Genomic DNA, 21,532 nt, shown 5'->3' on the forward strand with positions numbered 1-21,532 from the left:
TAAAAGGCTTCATAAGTTGGTAATAACAATGGCAATTTCTCGTTCAGGGAGAGGCTGACATAGACCCCTTGCAGGAGAAATTCGAGAAAGGGGGCGGCCTATGCAGAGCGGTTATCCTGTATATCCCTATATCGGCTGGCGCGCCAAGACCGTTATAGAGCCGGTGGCCTTCCCGCCGCAGCACCAGAATCGGGTACCCGGCCTGGAATATTTGATGGTGCCCAGGCCCATTTTCGATAATCCCGGTTATATCGGCAGCGGCAAGCTAAAAGGAAAAGTCGCCGTCATCACCGGCGGCGATAGCGGGTTCGGGCGCGCTATCGCGGTGGCTTATGCCAAAGAAGGAGCCGATTTGGCGATTGTTTATTTGAACGAGCATAGGGATGCGGCAGAGACCAAGCGGTACGTGGAGCAATTCGGCGTTCGCTGCTTGATTCTGCCTCGCGATCTTCGCGATCCGGCGGCCTCGTGCGACATTGTGGCGGAGACGATGCATCATTATCAAAGGCTGGACATTGTCGTCAGCAACGCCGCCGTTCAGCCGTACACACCCAGCATTATGAACGTTTCGGACGAACAGCTGGACAATACGTTTCGAACGAACGTCTTCCCTATGTTTTATTTGACGAAAGCCGCCCTGCCTTTTCTGAGACCGGGCAGCGCGATCATCTGTACGACGTCCAGGGTGGCCTATGAGGGGAACAAAAACGCCATCGATTATGCGGCGACCAAAGGAGCGATTGTATCCTTCATTCGTACGATGGCCGTATCGCTCGCCGACAGGAGAATCAGGGTCAATGGAGTTGCTCCGGGTCCGGGCTGGACGCCTCTTACCGTGAGTTCTTGGCCTGCCGAGATGGTGAGCACCTGGGGCGTCAACAGCCCGTTCGGTCGTGCCGTGCAGCCATTCGAGGTGGCTCCTGCCTATGTCTATTTGGCCGCCAGCGATTCCATGTTTGTGACCGGCCAAGTGCTGCACGTAAATGGAGGAGCGATTCGATATTCATAAGCCGGCGATTCTATGCAGCGGCGGCTCTTCTATTTTTTTACCGATGGACCCGTTAACCGGAACCCTGCTTGATTTGCTCCGTTACCGTTTTGACCACCTTCATGAATGCTTCTGGAAGCTCATCCGGCGTATGCTCCATATTGATCGTAATGTAGAGCGCGTCTCCGGTGCGAAAAGTATAAAAATCCCTCCCCGTGCGCTCACTCCACACATCCGCTATCATGGCGTTGCCGTAGGCATGATTGCCGACCGCCGGAAAAAACGGCAGCCCCGTTGCTTGCACCATCGCATCCGCGACGATCGCCTCCACGGGGCTTGCGTTAATGAATTTAATTGCACCCGTAGGAGCGTGTTTTTGTAGAAGCTTTTACGAAAAAAGCGCTTGCAAATCGGATCGTTCCATGATAAATTTGAACTAATCCACTTAGTTAATCGATTAACTAAATAGAAAGGAGGCAGCAAAAGAAGGTTACCCATGGTTACTTTAAAGGATATAGCTAAACACGCGAATGTAAGCACCGCTACGATTTCCCGCTATTTAAGCTCCAATATTGTGGTAAAGAAAGAAACCGAGGAAAAAATCCAGCGGGCGATCAAAGAACTCGGCTATGTGACGAATGTGGTTGCCAAATCATTAAAGCATATGGAAACCTTTAACGTAGCGGTCATCCTGCCCAAGATTAATAATCTTTATTATTCGGAGATGACTTCCGGAATCAGTCAAATTTTGGGCCAGCATCATTATAATCTATATATTTATGAAGTAGACAACTTGAATCTAAGCGAAATAGAAATCATCCAGTTGATGCGTGAAAATATGATAGCCGGAATTGTCTTTATCGGATTATTTTCCGATCGTTCCTTTAAGGACAGCATTCATGACGTGATGAGCTGGAACATTCCTGCCGTATATGCCAATAGGTGCATTCCCTACGACGGTTTCCCTTTGCTGTATCCCGACTTAACGAAAGCAAGCCAGCTGGGCGCCGAGCATTTGTTGTCGAAAGGGAAGCATAAAATTGCCTATGTGCATAATCAACTGCCTGACGATCTTCTTGACCATTTTATCGACGGCTTTAAGCAGGCGAGCCACAGTGACGACACCCCCACCATGATAGAAATCAAAGAGGGGATGGATTTAGCCAAAGATTGTATACCTCATCTTCTTCGGAACGATATCGACGGTGTCTTTGTTCTAAACGAAATGAGTGCAGTCCATTTGACCAAGGCATTGGTTGATTGTCAGATTAGCATCCCCAAGGACATGGCCGTGTTGAGTTTGGGAAACTCTCTCATATCGCAAATCTCTACGCCCGAGCTTTCTTGTGTAGATTTGCAAAACCGGGAATTGGGCATCCGAAGCGCGGAAATGATTTTGAGCCAAATTCGCAAAGAAGCGTTTGCTCCGGTAACGGTTTTGGAACCGTTCATTGTTGAACGTAAATCCACCTGATTTTTAGACAGCGGCAATAACTAAAAATCAGGTTTTTATTAGTCCAATTGGTTAATCGATTAACTAATTCTCAATCTCGTTTTCTATCTGAGCCTGATTTGGTTAATCGATTAACCAAATCGATCCATTCTAACCATTAAAGGAGAGCAGAACAATGAAACTAACAGAGGCGAATCACCTGGAAAAAGTCCACGCTATTTTTGATATTCTAAATGGCAACAAAGAGGCCGATCTTCTTCTGAAAAACCTGAACATTTTGGACGTGCACGGGGAGACGGTCTATCAAGGATCGCTGCTGGTCTACGACAAACGTATTGTAGCCATTAATCCGGATGAATCTATAATTAAAGTGAAAGATGTCTTTGACGGGCAAGGACTTTATGCCATTCCCGGCTTGATCGACGCTCACTTGCACTTCGAGTCGCAATTAGCTCATCCGACGGCGCTGGCTGAGGCGATGGTTCCATGCGGAACAACGACAATTTTCGCCGAGTGCCTTGACCTTCTCAGCGCGGCGGGAGAGAATGGCATACAAGCGGCTCAAGATTTATTTAAAGACTATGATAAACTGCCTTATCGATTGTATGCGTTTGCACCGGGCAAAAAAACGGACGCAGCGGTAACAAGGGCTGTTTTGGATATGGAGCCTGTCATCGGGCTTGGGGAATTTGAGCATTTTACTTACAGCTCGGGCAATGAAGATGACTTCCGCAAGGCCTCCTGGGTAAGAACCAAGGGCGGATTTATGAACGGTCATTGGGGCGTGACGGCGCTGTCCGACATGATTCTGAACTATTTGCCGGCGATCGGCGTATCGAACAATCACGATGTATGGAATGTGAACGATATCGAGAAAAGCATTCGCTATGGGTTCGCGACGCAGATCAAGTTTGGCGTCGGCAGCAGCGAAGTGATCAAAATATTGCTTCGCGCCATTGTGGATCGCAAGTTCCCGACCGATAACTTTATGCTTTGTACGGATAACATCTCGATCGAGCGGCTGCTCAAGATGGGACATATGGATTGGATTATCTCGCTATGCACGGAGATGGGCATCAACCCGATCAAGGCGATAAAAATGGCCTCCTACAATACCGCCAGATCCTTCCATATGGAAGATCAGATCGGCTCTTTGACACCGGGGCGGTTTGCAGATATCGTGCTGACGGATAGCTTATCCCGCATCAATCCGCTGTATGTGTTTAAAGACGGCGAATTAATCGCTAAAGACAAGAAATTATTGAAAAACGCCGATATCGACTACTCCAATATGAAGACTAAAGGGGTAGCAGGTCTGGATGACTTGACGCCGGAGCAGCTGGACATTGTCCCCTTGGAAGTTTCCGAAGACGGCACACAGGCCAAAGTCTACTTGTTTGATGTGTACGGCCGCGGGCATGCCAAGTTTTATCAGGAAGTTTGGGTGCCGATGCGAGAGGGCAAGATTGTTCCGGAATATGAAGGCGAGAAATTAAGCCGGCTGTCCGTTATTCAACGCTATGCGGATGACAAGCGGCATATCATTAGCGGCCTATTCAAGGGCGTATATGTAGATCGCGGGGCTGTAGCGACCTTTTGGCCTGCCCCTACGCCTTACTTCGTCGCAGTCGGACAGGAAAGCGAAGAAATGTGCTTCTGCGTGAAACAAGTTGATCAATATTCGGGAGCCTGCATTGTAACGGAAAATAAAACGATAAACAGCGTCATGCCGCTTGAGATTTACGGTGTGATGGCGGATATGACCGTGGATGAATTAACTTCGAGCGCCGCGGCGATCGATGCCGCCTTAGAGGAGTTAGGAAATCGCAACGAGGGTGAGCCCGTCGTTAATAAGCTGTTAAGTCTATTTATTTCGCTGCATCGTTTCCGTTTCATGGAATGAAGCTGAGCGGTCTTAACCACAAGGAAGCCGTCTCCTTCGCGTGAAATGCGGCAGCGGCGAACCCCCTGCGGTCGTCGCTGCCGAGCATTCACCCCGATCATTTTTCATGACAGGAAGTCTGGAATTGCGTTTAATGTAAGCGCTTCATACAAATCATTTATTTTATGTAGAGAGAAGGATGGTAACTATGCAAAAAAACGCAGAGGATTTGAAAAGCGACGGCAGCTTAACGAAGCGGTGGATTATGTATATCATTGGGATTTATATCTTGACGATTGGCGTTAGTTTGGCTATTAAGGCAGGCATAGGAATTTCGCCCCAAAGCAGCCTTACCCGGGTGATGACGGTCGTATATCCCGGTCTATCGCAAGGAACGTACAACTTCATTTTGGAAATGATCATGCTGTTTTTAACTTTTGTCGTGCTGCCCAAAGGATTTAAATTGAAAAACTTTACCTCGTTAATCCCATCCTTCGTTCTGGCTGTATGTCTGGATTTCAATTTGAAAATGACGGGGTTCATTCAGCTTGATCTATATTTTTCGAAACTGCTGCTGCTTATTCTTGGAGATGCGGCACTAGCCTTCGGCTTATTTCTGATGATTCGCGCGGATCTTGTCCTTATGCCGATCGATTTGTTCGTTCATACGCTGGTGATGAAAACCCAGAGAAAATGGGGCAATATTAAAACGATCTTTGACTGCTCGCTGCTTATTATTTCGGCGTCCATCGGTTTGATTTTCTTGCATAAGATCATGTTTATTCGTGAAGGCACAGTGCTTAATGCTATATTTGTCGGACAATATTTAATCTTTTATTCCTATCTGTTTAGGAGAGTGAAGGCTAGAAAAGACGCTGCCAACAACAATAATCTTATTGATGCTTAAGTCAAGCCTTTTCCGGGAACAGAGCCGACTTTAGGGCTATCTATATGAATGGATGCGGAGGCCTGTAGGAGTGGTGGAAAAAAGATGATAGTTATGGATTGCCCCCTAAAGTTGGAATTTAGGGGGATTTTTATGCGAACCAACAGAATAATATTTCCATTATTATGATATGATTAGGTGGCGTGGAAGGCGTTACGTAGAGTCTTGTAAGTTTGCAAATATGATGTTTTAAACGATAGTACGAAAATAAACCTTTGGAGGGTGGTGCTTTCATGGGAGTATTTAAGAAGTACAAGTTAAGAAAGTTAAATGGTGAAGTTCTGAATATTGCTGAGCTAACATCGAAAGATCTAAAATTTATGTTTATTGATGAAAACAAATCAGATTAAGAGATTTCCCAATTATTCGGAGTGAATGAATCAAAAATCACATATAGACGAAGGAAGAGTGGAATTACAATTAGAAATTCAATTTTAGATGAATATTTATTGGTTCAATCGGAAGCAGCAAAAGCAATGAATAGCAAAACCCAAAAGGACCTCTTTATCAAAGATAATCTTGGTATGATTGCGAAAGCGATTACTCAATTTGCATTTAGGAATGGTCCAGTTGAGGATATGCACGCCCATCCCAATAACCAGCTTTCCGAAAACGACATGAAAACCTTAAATAAATTTATGGTTAACAGGATGGCCTATATTTTTCAACTGATAATAGAAGAACGATGGATCGAATTTGATTTCTTAATTAGAAATACTGACCGTTGGTATGGACATGGTTGGGATGATGCAGAGCCTGACGATGGGGGTACTAGAAAGCTTATTGAGCTTATGTTAAAGAAATAAAAGGCAACCGAAGCAGACCGACTGGCCGCGCAACAAGGTTGATGATAATACGATCACTTTCGATGGGCTCGATTCTTTGGAAGAATATTTCGAAGCAACGGACCGGATGCGGCTTATTTACGATGTTGTCACTGAGATGCGCATAAAGTGAGATTAGGCAAGCAGGAAAATCATAGAACACCAAATACAAAATTTGGATTCTGCGTCTTTGTATTTTTTCGAACAAAAAAGACGGTAACGGAAGATCTGCTCAATGTGGAGCAGGTTATCAAGTTAACGAATTGATATTATTTTTCGATTTGAATAATCCCATTCTTACGCTCAAATTCTTCGATGTGTTGCTCGATGAGATATTCAATTTGCATGGCAATGGAGCGTTTGTTTTTATCCGCAATGACTTTGATTTTCTCAAAATTCTCTTCTGCTAGCCGCAAGGTAAAGACCCGTTTGTTCGTAGCCATAAAAACGAATCCCCCCCTTAAAGTGATGTCAATATTATACCAGTATGAATGCGCCGTATATACGGCCACATTGACACCAAGGTGGTGTCACTATACAATATTTGTTATTAAGCATTCACTTTGATTTCACTTATTGGGGGTGTAGAGTTTGGTAAAGAATCTTAGAGCGTACTTGCATGATTTTATTGCTATGAGGACAGAGGAGATTGGGAGTAGCGTTCTGAAGCAAGATGCGGGATATCGTGAATTATCCGAAGAACTTCAATCTTTGTTAAAAGAGATTTTTAAGTATGTCCCGGTAGATCGGCACCCAATCATATTTTCTTATGAAGAAAAAGAGCAGGCCCAGATGGCATTAGTCATTGAAATGATGTACAAGCGGGGACTAATTGATGGAGTCTACTTAAATCGAAGATTGTCCGGAGTCATCGTAAGTGAGGATGACTCCTAAATACACAGCTCTGTAAGCGGGACCCTGCCACAAATAACCCGAAAAATGAATTGTTGCGGCTCTTAAGTTGCTATACAATTCAAATATATGGAAACCCGAAGGTTGTCAGCGAAGGGACGGTGTCGGGAATTATGGGAAACCGGACGTTTTTGAGTGTTACTGCAGAGGCGGGGGATGGAGAGTATGAAGATGTCGCCTTTGAGACGAATAATTTTCTCGCACCCTTCTGGTTTAGCCTTGCCAGTGAAGAGCAATATCAACGCTTTCGCGAGCGGCTGATCTCAGCTTGGAATGCAGTTAAACCGCACTTGGACAATGAGGATCTTGAGGATATGCCCGAATGGGAGGCATTTGCGGAGGCGTTGTATTGGCCTATTCCATGGGATGAGGCTGTAATGCAATTGCGACAGAGCTTGCCTGTTACATTGGCGCGGTTTCCGGCGCTCGGTCCCTATATGTTAGAATGGCTGGAAACTTTATTTACCTATGTGCGTGCGCATCCGTCTCCTGTTGTCCATTTGGAATTAGCCCAGTATTTTCATTTTTATACGGACCCCCTTGAGTACTTGGAGCAGATTGAGCATTGCCTTCATCTTTGGCGGCGTCCGGACGCATTATGGTTTGATCGCTGGAACGACGATATGAACCCGTATCTATTGGGAGGCGAGCATATACCCAAGAGAGTAGCGAATGGTGAGGAACGGAAGCAAGAAGAAACAACGGTTACGCCGGAGATTGAGGAAAAAAAGCGTTCTTCGCAGCAGTCGGAGAAGTTATATGTCTGGCTGCTTGCTATCTTGTCGGGAGCGCTTTTTCTAGGGGCTTTACTGCTGTTCGCAAACAAGTGGCTGGCCGTTCTAGCCTTCTTTCTCCCTTCTATTTGTATCGTTTTGTGGGAGTTATTGATTCGCCCGAAGAAGAAGATCCTGCACTCTGTCAAGAAAGAAAGACCGGCTCCATCGCTGGCAGCAATCAAGATCGCATATTACGATGGAACATCGCCGATAAAGCTCCAAGGCATCGAAGCCGTCAATTTGGATAAAACCGATTCTTTTACTGTACTTTGGCCTCATATTGCGCGTGCTCAAGTTAGCTCGCCGAATCAAATCGAGCTTATACTTCATACGGAAGCTGAGGGTTTGTATCCATCGCCTGCGCTTGTCATTCTCGATGGCGTTTTAGCGGCTGAACTTATCGCCTCTGCCGTTCATTGTATGGCTCATCTTTCGCGGATGTAGCCGCATACCTAGTTCGTCGATGTCTCTGCCGCAGTATGACCCACTCCGCTTTGGTATACATGTAAGCTATCGTTCTTCCCAGCCCTCACGTGGTTATTTAAAACATTTGTAATGGAACTTCATGAAGGATAGCCTGTCACTGTAGTTGCTCGGCAAGCAGGCGAGCATGTTACACGTTTGTGGGGAGTTTTACGCTGCTATGTAAACGCGTTACGGTATAAATGGACGTAACCCATGTGAAGCGAGTGACCATTGATGAAACGTCAAGTCGCGGCGGTCATCAGTACATTCCCTTGTTTGTCAATGCGGGCGAGAAACGATTGTTATTGGCCATAGAAGGCAAAGGGGCTACAGGCCTCAGTACGGGGGGAATCACCCCCCTCTTATACGTTTTATATGGTTTTATCTCCAAACAATATCGCAGCAACTTTTAATTAATCCTGAATTTCGAAAGCGCATAAGAATGCGGCGGAAAATTTCGATGAGCGGTTCACTGAAAGTAAAAAAATGGAGATAGTGCCAGCGGGATTTGAACGACTTAGCCACATGAGGATAACTGCCCCCTCCCCAGTGAAGAGGCACTTTCGTTTTCCATGTGAAATGTTGGGAAGTGTCATTCCAATTGAACCACTTTAGCTTCGATACGCTTCCAAGCGTGTTGGTTGCCAAAATCCTTGATTAGCTTGAGCACAACTGATCGACTGTGCCGAACGAGCGTTGCTGCGCAATGAAAAAACTCCAAGCGGAATCTGGCAATCGTATAGCGCTGATGTACCGGTTCGCAGCAATCGCTTTTGAAGCGTTCGAACAAGTTGTAGGACAGCAGCTTAATCAGGAGGTCGAGCGTGTTGGCTTCAAATTCGCTGGTGGCGATGCGGTCCATGGAAAAGCCGTTCTTCGCTTCCTTAATGTAGTTTTCCATACAGCAGCGCTGGTTGTAGAAGCGCCACAAATCAATCGGTGCCCATTCCAGATTAGTTACAAGGGCTTCATACTGCCAGTCCTCATCGAACACAATGCGCCCTTGGCCGTGTTCGAACACCTGGGTTTTGCGAATAATCGCTATACACCGAGACTTTGTCCAAGATGTCGCTTTGTAGATTAGGGTAATGCCTTCGATGATCCACTCTTCGTCGACATAGCGAGTCCAATAGCGGCAGGCCCGAACTTCTTTAGCCAGACGCTTTGTCCACTTGAGTTTGCCGACATAGCCAATGTTGTTGCTTTCCCAAAGTCGGTAGAAGTCTTCGCCGCCGAAGCCCTTGTCAAATCGGGCATACTTCACTTTGCGTTCGCCGAGTAGATCGAAAGTTTGTTTTAGAAAGTCAGCGGCGTTCGTAGAAGAGTGCGTGTTACCTGGCCGCAGGACGGCATTCAGATTCAAGCGGGATTTTCCTTCAAAGGCCAGCAGGGGATGGTAACTTTTTCGTCCGGGCTTGTGCGGATTCGTGCCCTTGGCCGCGCCGGCTTGATCGCCATAGACCGTTTCCACCGTGGAATCCAGATCGAGAATAAGGCCATGGGGCAAGCAAGGTGCGATGATCCCCTGATTCAGCTTCCGCAGTTCATCCGGCAGTGACGGACACGACCGGCCAAGTCTCCCAAGCTCCTTATACAGCAAGCTATGATGCGGTAGGCGACCGCCAAGAAAGCGACGGAGCAGCGCATCGTGCTGCAGTTTGCGGAAATGAAACATTCGCTCGCAACCGAGCGTCCAACCAATGATGAGATAGAGCAGGATGCGATGAACAGGGAAAATGGCGTTGTGCGCTTTACCACCGGAGAGGTCCTGCATGGCCTCGGCGAGCTTGATTTTTTCAAGATAGGCCAGGAAGATTTTGACGCCTCCGAAACTCGTGGCGTTTTGTAGCGAAAATTCACTCTTGATTTTGCTAACGTCTGTGGTAGACTTCATCTAAAGGGTGCTCCTCTCTTTGGGTGATGTTGTCTTCGCAAACACCATTCTACCAAAGATTTGGAACCCTTTTTATATTTTTAGACGATCGTACTTTCGAAATTCAGGTTAATTACAAATGTTGTACTTATTCCCTTTATGTCTTCAAGCATAAACTCATAATCTTGTTTCGCTGCTTCATCGCTAGGATCATATTGGACATCGGTTGGTTTATGAAAAAGGTATACATGGACACCATTCTCTCCCAGTTTTATTACAGGGATTTGCCCTCTAATAACAGACTCGTTTTTATCCCAATATTCTTTAGACCACACAGAAATTGTGAACAAAATTCCATATTTAGTTGCCTTGTTAACGAAATTAATATTATGGCCTGTATCGTAGCTCTCCTCAACCACTTCATACTTGTTTTCCCAGCTTTTCGGCAGTCTAAGAGAGAAGTCATATTGTGAGTTTCGATAAAACAGTTGCGTGTCATTTCGATCAAATTTTTCCTCTGTAACAGGACTTTTCTGTAATTTAGTATACTTAGCTTTAAAACGCTCAATAAAAGTTACAGACTCAGCTCTGGTTAAAGAATCATTTTTATGAAATCCCTCAATACTTTTTTCTGTTTTGCCATTTGCTATGCCAAGATCTAGCAGATACTGAATTGAATCATCGATTCCATAATTTTTCCCAGTGGCATTGGCCAGATATTGTGCCACGTTCCCCCTAGAAAAAACCTGATCGGACGGAACTATTCTCCATCCCATTTTTTTTGCGTAGCTGAGATAAGAATCAGCCCAATTCGCCGCGTCATCTGCTTTTACAAAATCACTCGGTTGAAAGGTGCGGATAAGCATGGCTAAAAACTCATCTTGATGTACGTCTTGATTTGGTTTAAACGTACCATCAGGGTACCCATCGACCACTTTATTGTCAATGGCCCATTGAATGTTTTTATACCCCCAGAAATTATTAGGGACATCATTAAAAACGACTCCGCTTGCATATGTTGTGCCTAACGAGCTCAGCAAGCTTCCCCCCAATAGGACAACCAACATCTGCTTTCTGTACTTTTTCATCTCGTCACTCCTCAATTGTTGTATTAAGGGTAGTGTTCTTTGAGTAAAGGAACCCACCAAGATGGCGTGAGGATATAAGCTTTCTAGCTGGGCCAAGTTTATTTTTCATACGGGCTATGGCTTTTGAAATGCCGTAGGGTTGAATAAATCCATTTGAATTATTTTTCAAACATGATTACGATATCATTAGTAGACACTTTTTCGAAGGTATTAGTTGCACTTTTTAACCTATTTTTTAAAAAAATAGGTTAATCAATGAACGGAAGTTCAGGTATAGGAAAAAGAATAAAACCCATGAATTAATGTTTGACAACCACGCAGACTCACAGCCATCTTCCAAGGAGGGACCAAGTTGCAGCAGCTCTTTAACGAAATGATAAAGCAGGATGTGAAGCCGTTCCTTTCCAAGCGAGGTTTCGCAAAGAAAAGTTTGAATTTTTATAAGCCAACAGAAAGTCTTATCTACATGTTCAATTTCCAGAAGTCCTCCGGCAATTCAACGGATAATGTCATGTTTTATGTCAACTGCGGTATATATTCAGCAGAGCTGGCACAGGTACAATCGAGAGAGATTATGACAGCGCCTCATGAAGCGGATTGTCACTTCAGAGCAAGGATGAGGGAAATTGCCGAGTTGGCCCCGGATCGATTTGCTATCACTTCGGATACGAATATGGATGATGTGAGAACAACGCTGCTTGGCGGATTGGAAGAGGTTATACAATTCTATAATACTATGACCAATGCCCGATCCATCGTTGACTATTACACGTCGGGTCCATTCTTACATCTGGGCGAAGAGAGCTTTCATTTGCTGCTGCAATCCCGGGATGTTGCGGCTGCCCGACAATATTTAAAAGCGTTGCAGGAAAAGTACGGAACGGAAAACCGATGGATCATATTCGAAAGAAAATACAAGGCCATCTTCGATCAATACGGAGTGGAATTGGGTACGGTATAAGCCAGGCAAAAAAACTTGAAGTGTTTTGACGCAACAGCATCGTTTTATTGTATGTTTCACGAAGCGTTTGTTAATACCTGTTAATGTGAATACTATTGATCGAAAATGAGGGATGGAAATGTCGTATGTCGTTGATTTTAAAAACGTGTCCACGGTTGGTTTGGAATCCTCGCCTGTAGCCGAAGCGCTTGCTGGTTTACGTGCCAATGAAGCACGCTATTTTATGAATAAGTACAAGCATGAATTTACAGTGGTGCCGGCCAGCGAAAGTCAGGAGAGCCTGGATTACGTGAACCGGATTTTAAAAGAAGAGCGCAGCATTGAATTTGCGGCCAAGCCTTTGGAAACGTCGCGGTTTCAAGTGGAAAATATTCAGTTCACCTACGTCTTCTATGAGGATGGTCTCGGGCTTAATGTCATGTATACGGTGGATGATCCAAAGAAGCGGGCGGTTGGTTTCAAGCTTTCCGAGGGGATGGAGGTACCGCAGGAGCTGGAGGGGAAATTTAAGTTCGCCCGGCAGAAATCTAAACTAGCGGGGACCATCCGGGGCTCGTTTTTTGTAATTAAGGGACAATATTAAAATAAGGACGAAGTCTTCCGCGGCACACTAAAAAATATGTTGCAGTATCATAGGGTATAGAGTATATTTGTCTGAGAATCCAAAAAATTCATACAATTGAATTGCCGGCTGTGGGCTGAGTATTGGAGAAACCCAATTGCTACTTATTTCTTTTTTCCTTACGGAGAAAGGAATGGTTGCAACTGGGTTTTTTTTGTTGGCCGGAAAAGGGGGGATCGTCGGAACAATCCGGACCAAAGGCTGGAGGAATGGCAATAACTAATTCGACAAAGGGAGTTGAAACGAGTGTTTTTTCTCAGAGCCAAAATTTCAATTGTAACCGTTCTCACGATGTGTGCATTGGCGCTTACGGCGTGCGGTGGAGGAAGCCCCGCTGCAACAGGAGGCTCGTCATCGGACCAAGCCGGCGCGAATTCAAGCGATTCGGAGAAAAAAGGGACCAAACCGATCGAGCTTTCCTTCTACTATCCGGTAGCTGTCGGAGGGCCTCTGACCAAAATATTCGACAAATTGGCGGAGCAGTTCAACAACGAGAACAAGGACGGCATTACCGTGAAGCCGATCTATACCGGCAGCAATCAGGACACGTTAGTGAAAGCGCAAACCGCAGTGATGGGGGGCACTCCGCCCGATCTGATGCTGTCGTCCTCCACAGATTTGTTCACGCTGCTCGATATGGATGCGATTATTCCGCTCGACGATTTGGCGGCCAAAGACGGCGGGGATGCCTATCTGAAGGATTTCTACGAAGGATTTATGGCCAATGCGCAAACCGGAGGAAAGACGTACAGCATTCCGTTCCAGCGCAGCACGATCATTCTTTACTACAACAAGGAAGCGTTTAAAGAGGCGGGCCTCGATCCGAACAAGCCTCCGCAAAATTACAAGGAATTGTCGGAGTACGCCAAAAAGCTGACTAAGCCCGGCCGTTGGGGAATCGAAATCTCTTCGACCGATTACATCGGCTGGATGTTCCAGGCGCTCGCTCTGCAAAACGGCAAAAATCTGATGGACCAGGACGGCAAGAAGGTATTTATTAATACTCCGGAAAATGTCGAAGCGCTGCAATATTGGATCGATCTGATCAAGAAGGAAAAGGTTATGCCCGAGGGCACGACCAACTGGGCGACGATTCCGTCCGATTTCATCAGCGGGAAGACCGCTATGATGTACCATACGACAGGCAATCTGGGAGCGGTCAAAAGCGGAGCCAAATTTGATTTCGGAACGGCGTTCCTCCCGGCCGGCAAAAACTTCGGCACTCCTGTAGGCGGCGCGAACCTGTATATCTTTAAAGGCATTGCGAAAGAAAGGCAAGAGGCGGCGTGGAAATATATCCGCTGGCTGACGCAGCCGGAACGTCTCGCGCAATTCAGTATCGATACGGGTTACGTCGCGCCGACGAGAAGCTCCAATGAAACCGAAACTATGAAGAAGTATATCGAGTCGTTCCCTCAGGCGGTTACAGCCCGCGACCAGCTGAAATACGCCTCGGCATCGTTCTCTACCCATAATTCCGGGGAAGTCGGTAAAGTTTTCAATGATAAGCTGCAGTCTGCCATCGTAGGCTCCGTGCCGCCTGCGGAGGCGCTCAAGAATGCGCAGGAAGAGGCCGATAAGCTTCTCGCTCCGTTTAATAAGTAACCGATTAGCATCAAGAGGGGAGGAATGATCCATGGAGAAGCGGTTAATGGCCAGAAGATTGCGTGAAAACATGCATGCGTGGCTGCTTCTCCTTCCTACTTTCGTGTTTCTCGCCATGTTTACGTTTTACCCTTTATATAAAACGGTAGCTACCAGTTTTTATTTGAAGAAATTGGCGATTCGCGTACCGCAATTTATCGGAGGGGAAAACTACAGGAATTTATGGGAAGATGCGAAGTTTTGGAAGGTGCTTGGCAATACGATCGTATTCGTGCTGGGAACGGCGCCGATTGCTATGGCAATTGCGCTTGCAATGGCTTTATTTGTGAATCGGGCGGTCAGAGGCAGCGGATTTATGAGAACGTTTTATTTTTACCCGACGGTTATTCCGGCAGTCGCCATCGCCAACATTTGGCTGTTTATTTACACGCCGAGATACGGCATCTTGAACAGCATCCTCGGCTGGTTCCATATCCCTTCGGTCAATTGGCTGGGCGATGTCGGCACGGTTCTAGGATCGACCATTGCCATGGCGATTTGGAAGGAAGCCGGTTTTTTGATGGTGTTTTACTTGTCCGGGTTGCAAAATATTCCGAAGGATCTTTATGAAGCGGCGGATATCGACGGAGGGAGACCGTGGTACATTTTTCGCAAAGTTACGTTCCCGCTGCTGATGCCCAGCACCTTGTTTATTTTCATCATCGCAACGACCGGTACGTTTAAGCTGGTGGACCACTTGCCGGTCATGACCGGCGGGGGACCCGACAATGCGAGCAACCTGCTGCTGTATCTGATTTATGAGACGGCATTCAAGTTCTGGGATGAGGGAATGGCAGCAACATTAACCGTGGTCTTAATTGTTCTGCTCTTAATTGTTTCGTGCATTCAATTTTTCGGTTTAGACAAGAAAATTCATTATAGTTAGGATGATCGAAATGCGCTACTTAAAATATGGCGTGATGTACGTGCTGGCTGCCGTTTGGATCATCCCGTTAATTTGGACAGTATGGACATCGTTTCGGCCCCGCGATCTTATCGTCTCCGCAGGCTGGTCGCTGCAGTTTACGGTAGATAACTATAAGCATGCATGGAGCGCGGCTCCGTTCGGATTGTATTATCTGAACACGATTGAGATGGTCATCGGTATTCTGGCCGTTCAACTGGTTACCGTCACTTTCGCGGCTTATGCGTTTGCCAGGATGAACTTCTGGGGAAAAGATGTGATTCTCATGCTTGTGATGGTGCAGATCATGGTTCCCCCGGATATATTGATCGTTCAAAATTATCAGGTGCTGAAGAGCTTGCATCTGCTGGACACGAAGCTCGGCATCATGATTCCTTATTTTGCTTCGGCATTCGGAACTTTTTTACTAAGACAGACGTTCAAGTCCGTACCCTACGAGCTTGAGGAAGCGGCAAGGCTCGACGGCTGCAATTTGCTGCAAATTATTATGAGGGTGTATGTGCCGCTGGCTACGCCTTCCATCGTCTCGTTCGGCATTGTCTCGATCAGCCATCACTGGAACGCGTTCCTTTGGCCGCTGATCGTCACGAACTCGCCGGAGAATCGGCCCTTAACGGTGGGGCTAGCCATATTCGCCCATGCGTCGGAGACCGGGGCTCAATTTGCGGAGGTGACGGCAGCGACGTTAATCATCGCATTGCCGCTGCTGCTAGCATTTTTTATATTCCAAAAAAAGTTTATCAACAGCTTCATGCATTCAGGTGTGAAGTAAACAAGGAGACGCATGACGACATTCAAACTACTTGCACTGGATATGGATGGTACTTTGCTCAATGACCGGAAGGAAATATCGCGGCAAAATGCGAAGTGGATTGCGACATGCCGCGAACAAGGAATCATCGTTGTATTATCGACGGGACGAGGCATTCAGCTCATCCGTCCTTATTACGAGCAGCTGCAGCTGGACTCGCCTATCGTCGCCGTCAACGGCGGAGAGGTATGGAAAGGGCTTGACCAGCAATATGTGCGCCATGCGATGCCATTTGAGCAGATCGACCGGCTGCGCCGGCTTGCTCTCGATCTGGATGTGTGGTACTGGGCGTACCATACGGAAGGTAAGGTGAACCGGAATACATGGGATGAGCTCGCCGCCGGCCAAATGGAGTGGATCAAATTCGGCTTCCGTACGGAGGATTCTGCTGCAATGGCCGCCCTTCATGAGAGAATCCCGCAGATTGGCGACTTTGAGCTCACGAATTCACATCCTACCAATATTGAAATTAACCCCGCGGGGATTACGAAGGCTAGCGGGCTGCGCGAGGTATGCAAATTGCTGGACGTCAGGATGCAGGAGGTTGTGGCGGTCGGGGATAGCGCCAACGATCTGGCCATGATCGTAGAAGCGGGACTGGGCGTTGCGATGGGGAATGCGCAGGAAGAGGTGAAGCTCCGAGCCGATGTGGTCACGGATTCCAACGAAGAAGACGGCGTTGCGAAAGTGATTCAACGGTATATTTTGCGAATATAAATAAACCGTATCACAAGGAACGGCAATTGGCGCTTATACCTGGATGCCGGGGCGCTACTCACGGAGCGCTATGGCGACTTTTGGTTAGGATCTTAAAAAAGCATCGGGAAAATACGATCCCGATGCTTTCATTTTAATCAACCCAAAAGCAGATTACCGGCTGCCTGCAAACAATTGCTGCATGTAGGTTAAGCCTTTGAATTGCCCCATAGCCAGCGGGCCCAGTATTTCCGTGTCCACAACGAACATCTTCTTGTTCTTCACGGCGGCTAGCGAATTCCATACCGGATTCGTCTCCAGATCTTGGAGCGTAATTTCACTGGAGTTCGTATAGTCTTTACCGACGAAGATGTATTCCGGATCGAGCTTGCCGATGCCTTCCAGCGTAATCTCTCCTACATTGGACATTCCCTCGAACGGCTTGAATCCGAGCTTTTCGTAGTAAAGCGCCATCCGCGAGCCGCTCCAGTAGGTGAACGACTTTTTCCATGGCATGATGAACAGCGCCGTTTTTCCTTTGGCGCCGGATTTCTCCATCGTTGCCGCGACCTCGGATTGTTTCTTTTGGAACTGCTGAATATATTCCTCGGCTTTGGCTTCTTCGCCGATGGCCGCCGCGACGCCGCGGATCGTTTCCTGCCAATTCAGAGTGGCATTGACGGTAACGGTTTTGGCAAGCATATCGAAAACGGTTTGCAGCTTTTGCTTGCACCTTACGTAACGTAATGTTTTACAATAGAGCTACCGGTACATAGCTAGCGCCAAAGAGTGGAGATGGTTAATGAAGAGACATTGGAAGGTCGGGGACCTCGCCAAGCTGACGGGGCTCACCGTAAGAACGCTGCGCTTTTATGATCAAATCGGCCTGTTGTCTCCATCCGGACAGACGGAATCGGGTCACAGGCTGTACAGTGAAGCGAACTTGTCACGCTTGCATCAGATATTATCGCTTAAGGAGCTGGGCTTATCCCTTGAGGAGATTAAGTCGGCCTTAAGCGGCGGGCAGATCAGTCCGCTTGAGATCGTGGGCCTGCAAATGAATCAAATCAAAGAGCAGATCAAGCTGCAGCAGAAACTATTGGAGCAGCTCAGACATGTATCCAAGCTTTTGCAGGGCAAGGCGGAATTGACGGTGGAAGATTTCACGAGCCTTCTGCAAGCGATGAAGATGGATTTGGAGAAGCCGGTTATTGAGCGGCAGACGAGTTGGGAACGACATTTGGATTTATTGGGAGACTTTCTTGCCGAAGAGAGCGGAAGTCCGAAACATAAGGAGGAAAATGAATGAACGAACGATTTGTCAAGCATGGAACTTTCGTCGTAGAGCGGACTTATGCCGCTTCGCCGGAGCGGGTGTATCAGGCATGGGCCGACCCGACGGCCAAAGCCAAGTGGTTTTCGAAGCCGGACATCTTCGATTTCCGGGTTGGCGGACGGGAGTACAGCAGCGGCGGGCCGCCGGAAGGGCCGATCTTTACCTTCGACGCCATTTACCAAGAGCTAGTTCCGGAGCAGCGCATTGTCTATACGTACACGCTGGATTCGGGAGACATACGCATCTCCGTCTCGATCACAACGGTCGAGCTGATCAAGTTGGAGGGCGGAACGAAGCTGATTTTCACGGAGCAGGGTGCGTTCTTTGACGGACACGATACCCCGGAAATACGGGAGCACGGTACAAACATCATGCTGGACGCTCTGGGCAAGGCAGTAGAAGGAGATTTATGAGCATGACCGCAGGTGAAAATGAACTTATTGCTGTGCGCGAGTACGATGTTCCGCGGGAACTCGTGTTTCAGGCCTGGACAACCCCCGATTTACTGGCTCAATGGTGGGGGCCGCGAGGCTTCACGAATACGATTCACGAGTGCGATATGAGGCCGGGAGGCACTTGGCGGTTCACCATGCACGGACCGGGCGGCGTGGATTATCCTAACCTTAACGTTTTTGTTGAGATCATGCCGTCGGAGCGGGTCGTGCTTGATCATTTATCCGGCCACGAATTTCGGATAACGGCCGCCTTCGAGAGCTTCGAAGGCGGCACCAGGGTCACTTTCCGTCAACTTTTCAAGGAAAAGGAAGAGTTTGAGCAAGCTAAGCCGATCTGTATAGAAGCTAATGAACAGAATCTCGACCGGCTTGGCGAGCTGCTGGCGAAATTGGCCTAGGCTCGAAAGCGACATTCTCCATAAACTCGATCACTTCTCCGTTAGGGCTATGAACTAGGGCATTTCTTACTATAAGCGGCGGTTCTCCCAGTGCGAGACGGTTCGGTTCGACAAAAGCTTTTGCTCCGTGAGCAAAAGCTTTTTGGTATATTTCATCCTCGCGGCCGGCAATCCCCAGCGAACAAGTTCATGATTCCTATCTTTTCACGTTCAGCCTTATTCAGACGCGAGCAGGAAAGACTGCACAAGATCATCGTAGGCCTCTTCCTTGATATCGCGATCGTCTACATTGGCGGCATAATAAATGCCATTCTGCTTCCATAAGTAGTAAGTTTCAGTTATGATTTCCGCATGGTCGGCGTCGCGGTAATAGGGTCCGCCATAGACATGATGTTCGTCCTTATAGACCGATAGGCGGATGCCGTTCATGTCCAAAGCGCGATTCAGCGCTAACTGCGATCCATCGATAAGCGGCGATTGGCTCTGGTACACCGTGAGGCTCCCTTTACCCGAATCGTCTGCTGCCCAGTAGAAATTTCTCAGCGCATTCACCGTGTGCCGGAAAGCATAGTCGGTGTTCTGATCCCCCGCCTGGAGCATGACCGAATCCGCAAGCTTCAGTCCGTTATTCGAGAGCGCGAGCGGGAATTTCGCTGTAAAGCCCAGAAGCCGCTCCGCCTCCGCCAAATCCTTCTGATCATAGATCGGAAATGAATTGCCCTTGCCGTCGTAGCTGACATGCTGGAGCTGCTGCGGATATCGGAACGATTGCAAAATGCGCTCCAATTCGTCTTGGGTAAGATTTCTCCGATTGCGCGGCAGTCCTTCCTCCAGGGTATGATCTTCGCTATAGTATCGAATGGCATAATATACGGCGTCATCGCGCCAAAAGAAGGTTTTTTCGATTTCCGGTTGATGAAGCTCGTATTTTTGGACGGTCGTTACTAGAATCCCTCTCTTATTCGCATACGTAACCTCGTCTTGTATATAGGTTTGAGGTTGCGCTTCTCCCCATGACGGACCCGGGATTTTCCGCGTTTCCCCTCCTTCGAGCCGCTGAGAGAGCGCTGTATGAATTATATTTCCCGTAGAGGCGATCACTTCGAATTGCTTCTCGTCATCGGTACCGTGATTGGATACGAAGTTGATCGTAACCTGATTGTCCGTACGATTTACGTATTTCTCGTCAACATCGATACTAGCCAATTGATAGCCGTCGGGAAGATCATCGGGGACTTTGAACGGGAAGCCGGCAAACTCATTGGCTCTTCCTAAATTATGAAACCATTTGGACCAGTCATTTACCCTCTGAATCTTCAATGAGGAAGCGCTCTCCGAAGCATTCGTGAGCATCACCGCGCTTAAGGCGACAATCAGAATAACGGCAGCCGCGGACAGCTTATATGTGCCTTTTTTGAATTTGGCGATCATCGTGATCCTCCGTTTCATTTCTTTATTGTTTTCTGAAAAATGCGAAAGAGTAACCCGATGCGAAGCGCTGCGGGTAAATAACCGCGACAGCATGAGAAGCGTCCTGCCGTAGGAGGAAGATTCCTGCTCACCCAGTACCTCAAGCACGCCGGCGTCGCATGCGACTTCCCGGTCGGCTCTTGCTTTTTTCGCAGATAGCCAGACGACCGGGTTGTACCAGTGGAGCAGCGCCGCCCATGTCCATAGAAAATGGAACCACAGATCCTTCCGCTTGTAATGGGTCAGCTCATGCAGAAGAATATGCGTAAGCTGGCGGGAATCGGCAATCGTAACAATGTCCGCGGGGATATAGATTCTCGGCTTGAACAAGCCGTAAATGTACGGACTATGGAGACAATCGGTCTCATAGACTGGAATAGCGGCAGTGATGCCGAGCTTCTCCTTGCACGCCTCCAGGACGGCGAGCGCCTCGACGTTATCGAGCTTGCGGGATGCGCCCGTTTTTCTATGGAATCTCAGAGCAGCAGCCAGGTAGTACATCATCAAAGACAGCATTCCTGCAAGCCACACCAGGGAGCCCGTCGCGAACCATGTCGGCTGCTTGTCCCGAGCTTGTTCGAAGGGATAGTCCGAAGAGAAAGAGGAAGGCTTCGCAATACTAGCCGGCTCTTCCGTCAGCTGCGGCTCAGGAGCAGGGCTGCTATCCGCAGTCTCGCTATGCGCGGCCGCCATTTCGGTTGCTGAAGAAGCGGGATGCTCCTCCTGAAACGATTTGGGCCAAAAGGAAAAATCTTGCATGTTCTGAGGCACCAGATTAAAGAAGCTGACCGGACTTTGCGGCGCAATAGGAACAAGCAGCTTGATTAACACAAGAAGCCACAGCACATGAACAATACGAGGGCCGAGACGCTTGTACAGCCGCCGGCGCATCAAAAGCAGCAGCAATATGATGATCGTGGATGCCAGAGATGCCGTCCACATGAGATCAAATGCGGTTTCAATCCATTTCATAATTCCTTCTCCTTCTTGCGTCCTCATGACAGATG

23 protein-coding genes and 1 pseudogene are annotated in these 21,532 nt (G+C 47.6%); 17 read left to right on the forward strand and 7 right to left on the reverse strand.

From position 1 onward, the window contains the following. The first annotated feature begins 100 nt into the window (after nucleotides 1-100). Nucleotides 101-1,009, forward strand: coding sequence for an SDR family oxidoreductase (locus SK3146_RS19315; protein ID WP_249860353.1), 909 nt, complete (start codon nucleotides 101-103; stop codon nucleotides 1,007-1,009). Between the two features lie 52 nt (nucleotides 1,010-1,061). Here SK3146_RS19315 and SK3146_RS19320 read toward each other — a convergent pair whose 3' ends face one another. Beyond that, the gene (locus tag SK3146_RS19320) at nucleotides 1,062-1,319 is read right to left on the reverse strand and encodes a hypothetical protein (protein ID WP_249860354.1); all 258 of its coding nucleotides are present in this window, start codon (nucleotides 1,317-1,319) and stop codon (nucleotides 1,062-1,064) included. A gap of 165 nt (nucleotides 1,320-1,484) precedes the next feature. On the opposite strand from SK3146_RS19320, the gene SK3146_RS19325 reads away from it, so the two are divergent. The 4 genes from SK3146_RS19325 (at nucleotide 1,485) to SK3146_RS19340 (ending at nucleotide 6,075) form a co-directional block, all read left to right on the forward strand. Next, entirely contained in the window at nucleotides 1,485-2,462 is a 978-nt protein-coding gene (locus SK3146_RS19325) for a LacI family DNA-binding transcriptional regulator (protein WP_249860355.1), read from the forward strand. 154 nt (nucleotides 2,463-2,616) lie between these two features. Next, a complete protein-coding gene (locus SK3146_RS19330) occupies nucleotides 2,617-4,344 on the forward strand; it encodes an amidohydrolase family protein (protein WP_249860356.1) in 1,728 nt (575 codons plus the stop codon). A 187-nt stretch (nucleotides 4,345-4,531) separates the two neighbouring features. After that, the gene (locus tag SK3146_RS19335; protein ID WP_249860357.1) at nucleotides 4,532-5,230 is read left to right on the forward strand and encodes a YczE/YyaS/YitT family protein; all 699 of its coding nucleotides are present in this window, start codon (nucleotides 4,532-4,534) and stop codon (nucleotides 5,228-5,230) included. Nucleotides 5,231-5,640: 410 nt separating this feature from the next. Next, nucleotides 5,641-6,075 carry a hypothetical protein gene (locus SK3146_RS19340; protein ID WP_249860358.1) on the forward strand — a complete coding sequence of 145 codons (435 nt, stop codon included), beginning with the start codon at nucleotides 5,641-5,643 and terminating at the stop codon, nucleotides 6,073-6,075. Nucleotides 6,076-6,362: 287 nt separating this feature from the next. On the opposite strand, the gene SK3146_RS19345 is transcribed toward SK3146_RS19340, so the two are convergent. Continuing rightward, nucleotides 6,363-6,536, reverse strand: coding sequence for an Arc family DNA-binding protein (locus SK3146_RS19345; RefSeq protein WP_249860359.1), 174 nt, complete (start codon nucleotides 6,534-6,536; stop codon nucleotides 6,363-6,365). 190 nt (nucleotides 6,537-6,726) lie between these two features. Between SK3146_RS19345 and SK3146_RS19350 the strand changes: the two genes are divergently transcribed. The 3 genes from SK3146_RS19350 (at nucleotide 6,727) to SK3146_RS19360 (ending at nucleotide 8,659) form a co-directional block, all read left to right on the forward strand. Beyond that, nucleotides 6,727-6,987, forward strand: a complete 261-nt coding sequence (locus SK3146_RS19350; protein ID WP_249860360.1) for a hypothetical protein — start codon at nucleotides 6,727-6,729, stop codon at nucleotides 6,985-6,987. A 131-nt stretch (nucleotides 6,988-7,118) separates the two neighbouring features. Continuing rightward, nucleotides 7,119-8,225, forward strand: coding sequence for a hypothetical protein (locus SK3146_RS19355; protein ID WP_249860361.1), 1,107 nt, complete (start codon nucleotides 7,119-7,121; stop codon nucleotides 8,223-8,225). Between the two features lie 221 nt (nucleotides 8,226-8,446). Continuing rightward, complete coding sequence (locus SK3146_RS19360; protein WP_249860362.1) at nucleotides 8,447-8,659, forward strand: hypothetical protein; 213 nt, start codon at nucleotides 8,447-8,449, stop codon at nucleotides 8,657-8,659. Nucleotides 8,660-8,838: 179 nt separating this feature from the next. On the opposite strand, the gene SK3146_RS19365 is transcribed toward SK3146_RS19360, so the two are convergent. After that, nucleotides 8,839-10,140 (reverse strand): IS1380 family transposase, encoded by a 1,302-nt coding sequence (locus SK3146_RS19365; protein WP_249860363.1) that lies wholly within the window; start codon nucleotides 10,138-10,140, stop codon nucleotides 8,839-8,841. Between the two features lie 80 nt (nucleotides 10,141-10,220). Beyond that, nucleotides 10,221-11,207 carry an S-layer homology domain-containing protein gene (locus tag SK3146_RS19370; protein ID WP_249860364.1) on the reverse strand — a complete coding sequence of 329 codons (987 nt, stop codon included), beginning with the start codon at nucleotides 11,205-11,207 and terminating at the stop codon, nucleotides 10,221-10,223. Nucleotides 11,208-11,559: 352 nt separating this feature from the next. Here SK3146_RS19370 and SK3146_RS19375 point away from each other — a divergent pair, with 352 nt between their 5' ends. The 6 genes from SK3146_RS19375 to SK3146_RS19400 all read left to right on the forward strand — a co-directional run bounded on the left by SK3146_RS19375 (nucleotide 11,560) and on the right by SK3146_RS19400 (nucleotide 16,887). Next, on the forward strand, nucleotides 11,560-12,168 hold the full coding sequence (locus SK3146_RS19375) for a DUF4304 domain-containing protein (RefSeq protein WP_249860365.1): 609 nt from the start codon (nucleotides 11,560-11,562) through the stop codon (nucleotides 12,166-12,168). A 118-nt stretch (nucleotides 12,169-12,286) separates the two neighbouring features. After that, nucleotides 12,287-12,751 (forward strand): phage tail protein, encoded by a 465-nt coding sequence (locus SK3146_RS19380; protein ID WP_249860366.1) that lies wholly within the window; start codon nucleotides 12,287-12,289, stop codon nucleotides 12,749-12,751. A gap of 330 nt (nucleotides 12,752-13,081) precedes the next feature. After that, nucleotides 13,082-14,395 carry an ABC transporter substrate-binding protein gene (locus SK3146_RS19385; protein ID WP_249866367.1) on the forward strand — a complete coding sequence of 438 codons (1,314 nt, stop codon included), beginning with the start codon at nucleotides 13,082-13,084 and terminating at the stop codon, nucleotides 14,393-14,395. A 31-nt stretch (nucleotides 14,396-14,426) separates the two neighbouring features. Further along, nucleotides 14,427-15,320 carry a carbohydrate ABC transporter permease gene (locus tag SK3146_RS19390; protein WP_249860367.1) on the forward strand — a complete coding sequence of 298 codons (894 nt, stop codon included), beginning with the start codon at nucleotides 14,427-14,429 and terminating at the stop codon, nucleotides 15,318-15,320. Nucleotides 15,321-15,330: 10 nt separating this feature from the next. Next, nucleotides 15,331-16,131, forward strand: a complete 801-nt coding sequence (locus SK3146_RS19395; RefSeq protein WP_375295558.1) for a carbohydrate ABC transporter permease — start codon at nucleotides 15,331-15,333, stop codon at nucleotides 16,129-16,131. 42 nt (nucleotides 16,132-16,173) lie between these two features. Further along, on the forward strand, nucleotides 16,174-16,887 hold the full coding sequence (locus SK3146_RS19400; RefSeq protein ID WP_249860369.1) for a Cof-type HAD-IIB family hydrolase: 714 nt from the start codon (nucleotides 16,174-16,176) through the stop codon (nucleotides 16,885-16,887). Nucleotides 16,888-17,040: 153 nt separating this feature from the next. Here the strand turns inward: SK3146_RS19400 and SK3146_RS19405 are convergent, their stop codons facing one another. Next, on the reverse strand, nucleotides 17,041-17,568 hold the full coding sequence (locus SK3146_RS19405; RefSeq protein ID WP_249860370.1) for an ABC transporter substrate-binding protein: 528 nt from the start codon (nucleotides 17,566-17,568) through the stop codon (nucleotides 17,041-17,043). A gap of 100 nt (nucleotides 17,569-17,668) precedes the next feature. On the opposite strand from SK3146_RS19405, the gene SK3146_RS19410 reads away from it, so the two are divergent. Genes SK3146_RS19410 through SK3146_RS19420 form a run of 3 tightly spaced genes read left to right on the forward strand, consistent with a single transcriptional unit; the run spans nucleotide 17,669 to nucleotide 19,055 of the window. Next, nucleotides 17,669-18,175, forward strand: a complete 507-nt coding sequence (locus tag SK3146_RS19410) for a MerR family transcriptional regulator (protein ID WP_249860371.1) — start codon at nucleotides 17,669-17,671, stop codon at nucleotides 18,173-18,175. Next, a complete protein-coding gene (locus tag SK3146_RS19415) occupies nucleotides 18,172-18,615 on the forward strand; it encodes an SRPBCC family protein (protein ID WP_249860372.1) in 444 nt (147 codons plus the stop codon). The genes SK3146_RS19410 and SK3146_RS19415 overlap by 4 nt, the downstream gene beginning before the upstream one ends. A 2-nt stretch (nucleotides 18,616-18,617) precedes the next feature. Continuing rightward, nucleotides 18,618-19,055, forward strand: a complete 438-nt coding sequence (locus SK3146_RS19420; protein ID WP_249860373.1) for an SRPBCC family protein — start codon at nucleotides 18,618-18,620, stop codon at nucleotides 19,053-19,055. Here SK3146_RS19420 and SK3146_RS19425 read toward each other — a convergent pair. Further along, nucleotides 19,003-19,212 (reverse strand): annotated as a pseudogene (locus SK3146_RS19425) (hypothetical protein); the annotation flags it as partial. The gene SK3146_RS19420 and the pseudogene SK3146_RS19425 overlap by 53 nt on opposite strands. A 59-nt stretch (nucleotides 19,213-19,271) precedes the next feature. Then, nucleotides 19,272-21,497, reverse strand: a complete 2,226-nt coding sequence (locus tag SK3146_RS19430; RefSeq protein WP_249860374.1) for a M56 family metallopeptidase — start codon at nucleotides 21,495-21,497, stop codon at nucleotides 19,272-19,274. Nucleotides 21,498-21,532: the final 35 nt, after the last annotated feature.

The organism is Paenibacillus konkukensis (assembly GCF_023523925.1).
GTDB lineage: Bacteria > Bacillota > Bacilli > Paenibacillales > NBRC-103111 > Paenibacillus_S > Paenibacillus_S doosanensis.

Excerpts from the sequence above, each read along its gene's own strand:
- SK3146_RS19345 (WP_249860359.1), bottom strand. The coding sequence starts at position 6,536 with ATGGCTACGAACAAACGGGTCTTTACCTTGCGGCTAGCAGAAGAGAAT.
- SK3146_RS19325 (WP_249860355.1), top strand. The coding sequence starts at position 1,485 with ATGGTTACTTTAAAGGATATAGCTAAACACGCGAATGTAAGCACCGCT.
- SK3146_RS19420 (WP_249860373.1), top strand. The coding sequence starts at position 18,618 with ATGACCGCAGGTGAAAATGAACTTATTGCTGTGCGCGAGTACGATGTT.
- SK3146_RS19395 (WP_375295558.1), top strand. The coding sequence starts at position 15,331 with ATGCGCTACTTAAAATATGGCGTGATGTACGTGCTGGCTGCCGTTTGG.
- SK3146_RS19370 (WP_249860364.1), bottom strand. The coding sequence starts at position 11,207 with ATGAAAAAGTACAGAAAGCAGATGTTGGTTGTCCTATTGGGGGGAAGC.
- SK3146_RS19385 (WP_249866367.1), top strand. The coding sequence starts at position 13,082 with ATGTGTGCATTGGCGCTTACGGCGTGCGGTGGAGGAAGCCCCGCTGCA.
- SK3146_RS19360 (WP_249860362.1), top strand. The coding sequence starts at position 8,447 with ATGGACGTAACCCATGTGAAGCGAGTGACCATTGATGAAACGTCAAGT.
- SK3146_RS19430 (WP_249860374.1), bottom strand. The coding sequence starts at position 21,497 with ATGAAATGGATTGAAACCGCATTTGATCTCATGTGGACGGCATCTCTG.
- SK3146_RS19415 (WP_249860372.1), top strand. The coding sequence starts at position 18,172 with ATGAACGAACGATTTGTCAAGCATGGAACTTTCGTCGTAGAGCGGACT.
- SK3146_RS19380 (WP_249860366.1), top strand. The coding sequence starts at position 12,287 with ATGTCGTATGTCGTTGATTTTAAAAACGTGTCCACGGTTGGTTTGGAA.
- SK3146_RS19400 (WP_249860369.1), top strand. The coding sequence starts at position 16,174 with ATGGATGGTACTTTGCTCAATGACCGGAAGGAAATATCGCGGCAAAAT.
- SK3146_RS19390 (WP_249860367.1), top strand. The coding sequence starts at position 14,427 with ATGGAGAAGCGGTTAATGGCCAGAAGATTGCGTGAAAACATGCATGCG.
- SK3146_RS19330 (WP_249860356.1), top strand. The coding sequence starts at position 2,617 with ATGAAACTAACAGAGGCGAATCACCTGGAAAAAGTCCACGCTATTTTT.
- SK3146_RS19410 (WP_249860371.1), top strand. The coding sequence starts at position 17,669 with ATGAAGAGACATTGGAAGGTCGGGGACCTCGCCAAGCTGACGGGGCTC.
- SK3146_RS19355 (WP_249860361.1), top strand. The coding sequence starts at position 7,119 with ATGGGAAACCGGACGTTTTTGAGTGTTACTGCAGAGGCGGGGGATGGA.
- SK3146_RS19365 (WP_249860363.1), bottom strand. The coding sequence starts at position 10,140 with ATGAAGTCTACCACAGACGTTAGCAAAATCAAGAGTGAATTTTCGCTA.
- SK3146_RS19350 (WP_249860360.1), top strand. The coding sequence starts at position 6,727 with ATGAGGACAGAGGAGATTGGGAGTAGCGTTCTGAAGCAAGATGCGGGA.
- SK3146_RS19335 (WP_249860357.1), top strand. The coding sequence starts at position 4,532 with ATGCAAAAAAACGCAGAGGATTTGAAAAGCGACGGCAGCTTAACGAAG.
- SK3146_RS19315 (WP_249860353.1), top strand. The coding sequence starts at position 101 with ATGCAGAGCGGTTATCCTGTATATCCCTATATCGGCTGGCGCGCCAAG.
- SK3146_RS19405 (WP_249860370.1), bottom strand. The coding sequence starts at position 17,568 with ATGCTTGCCAAAACCGTTACCGTCAATGCCACTCTGAATTGGCAGGAA.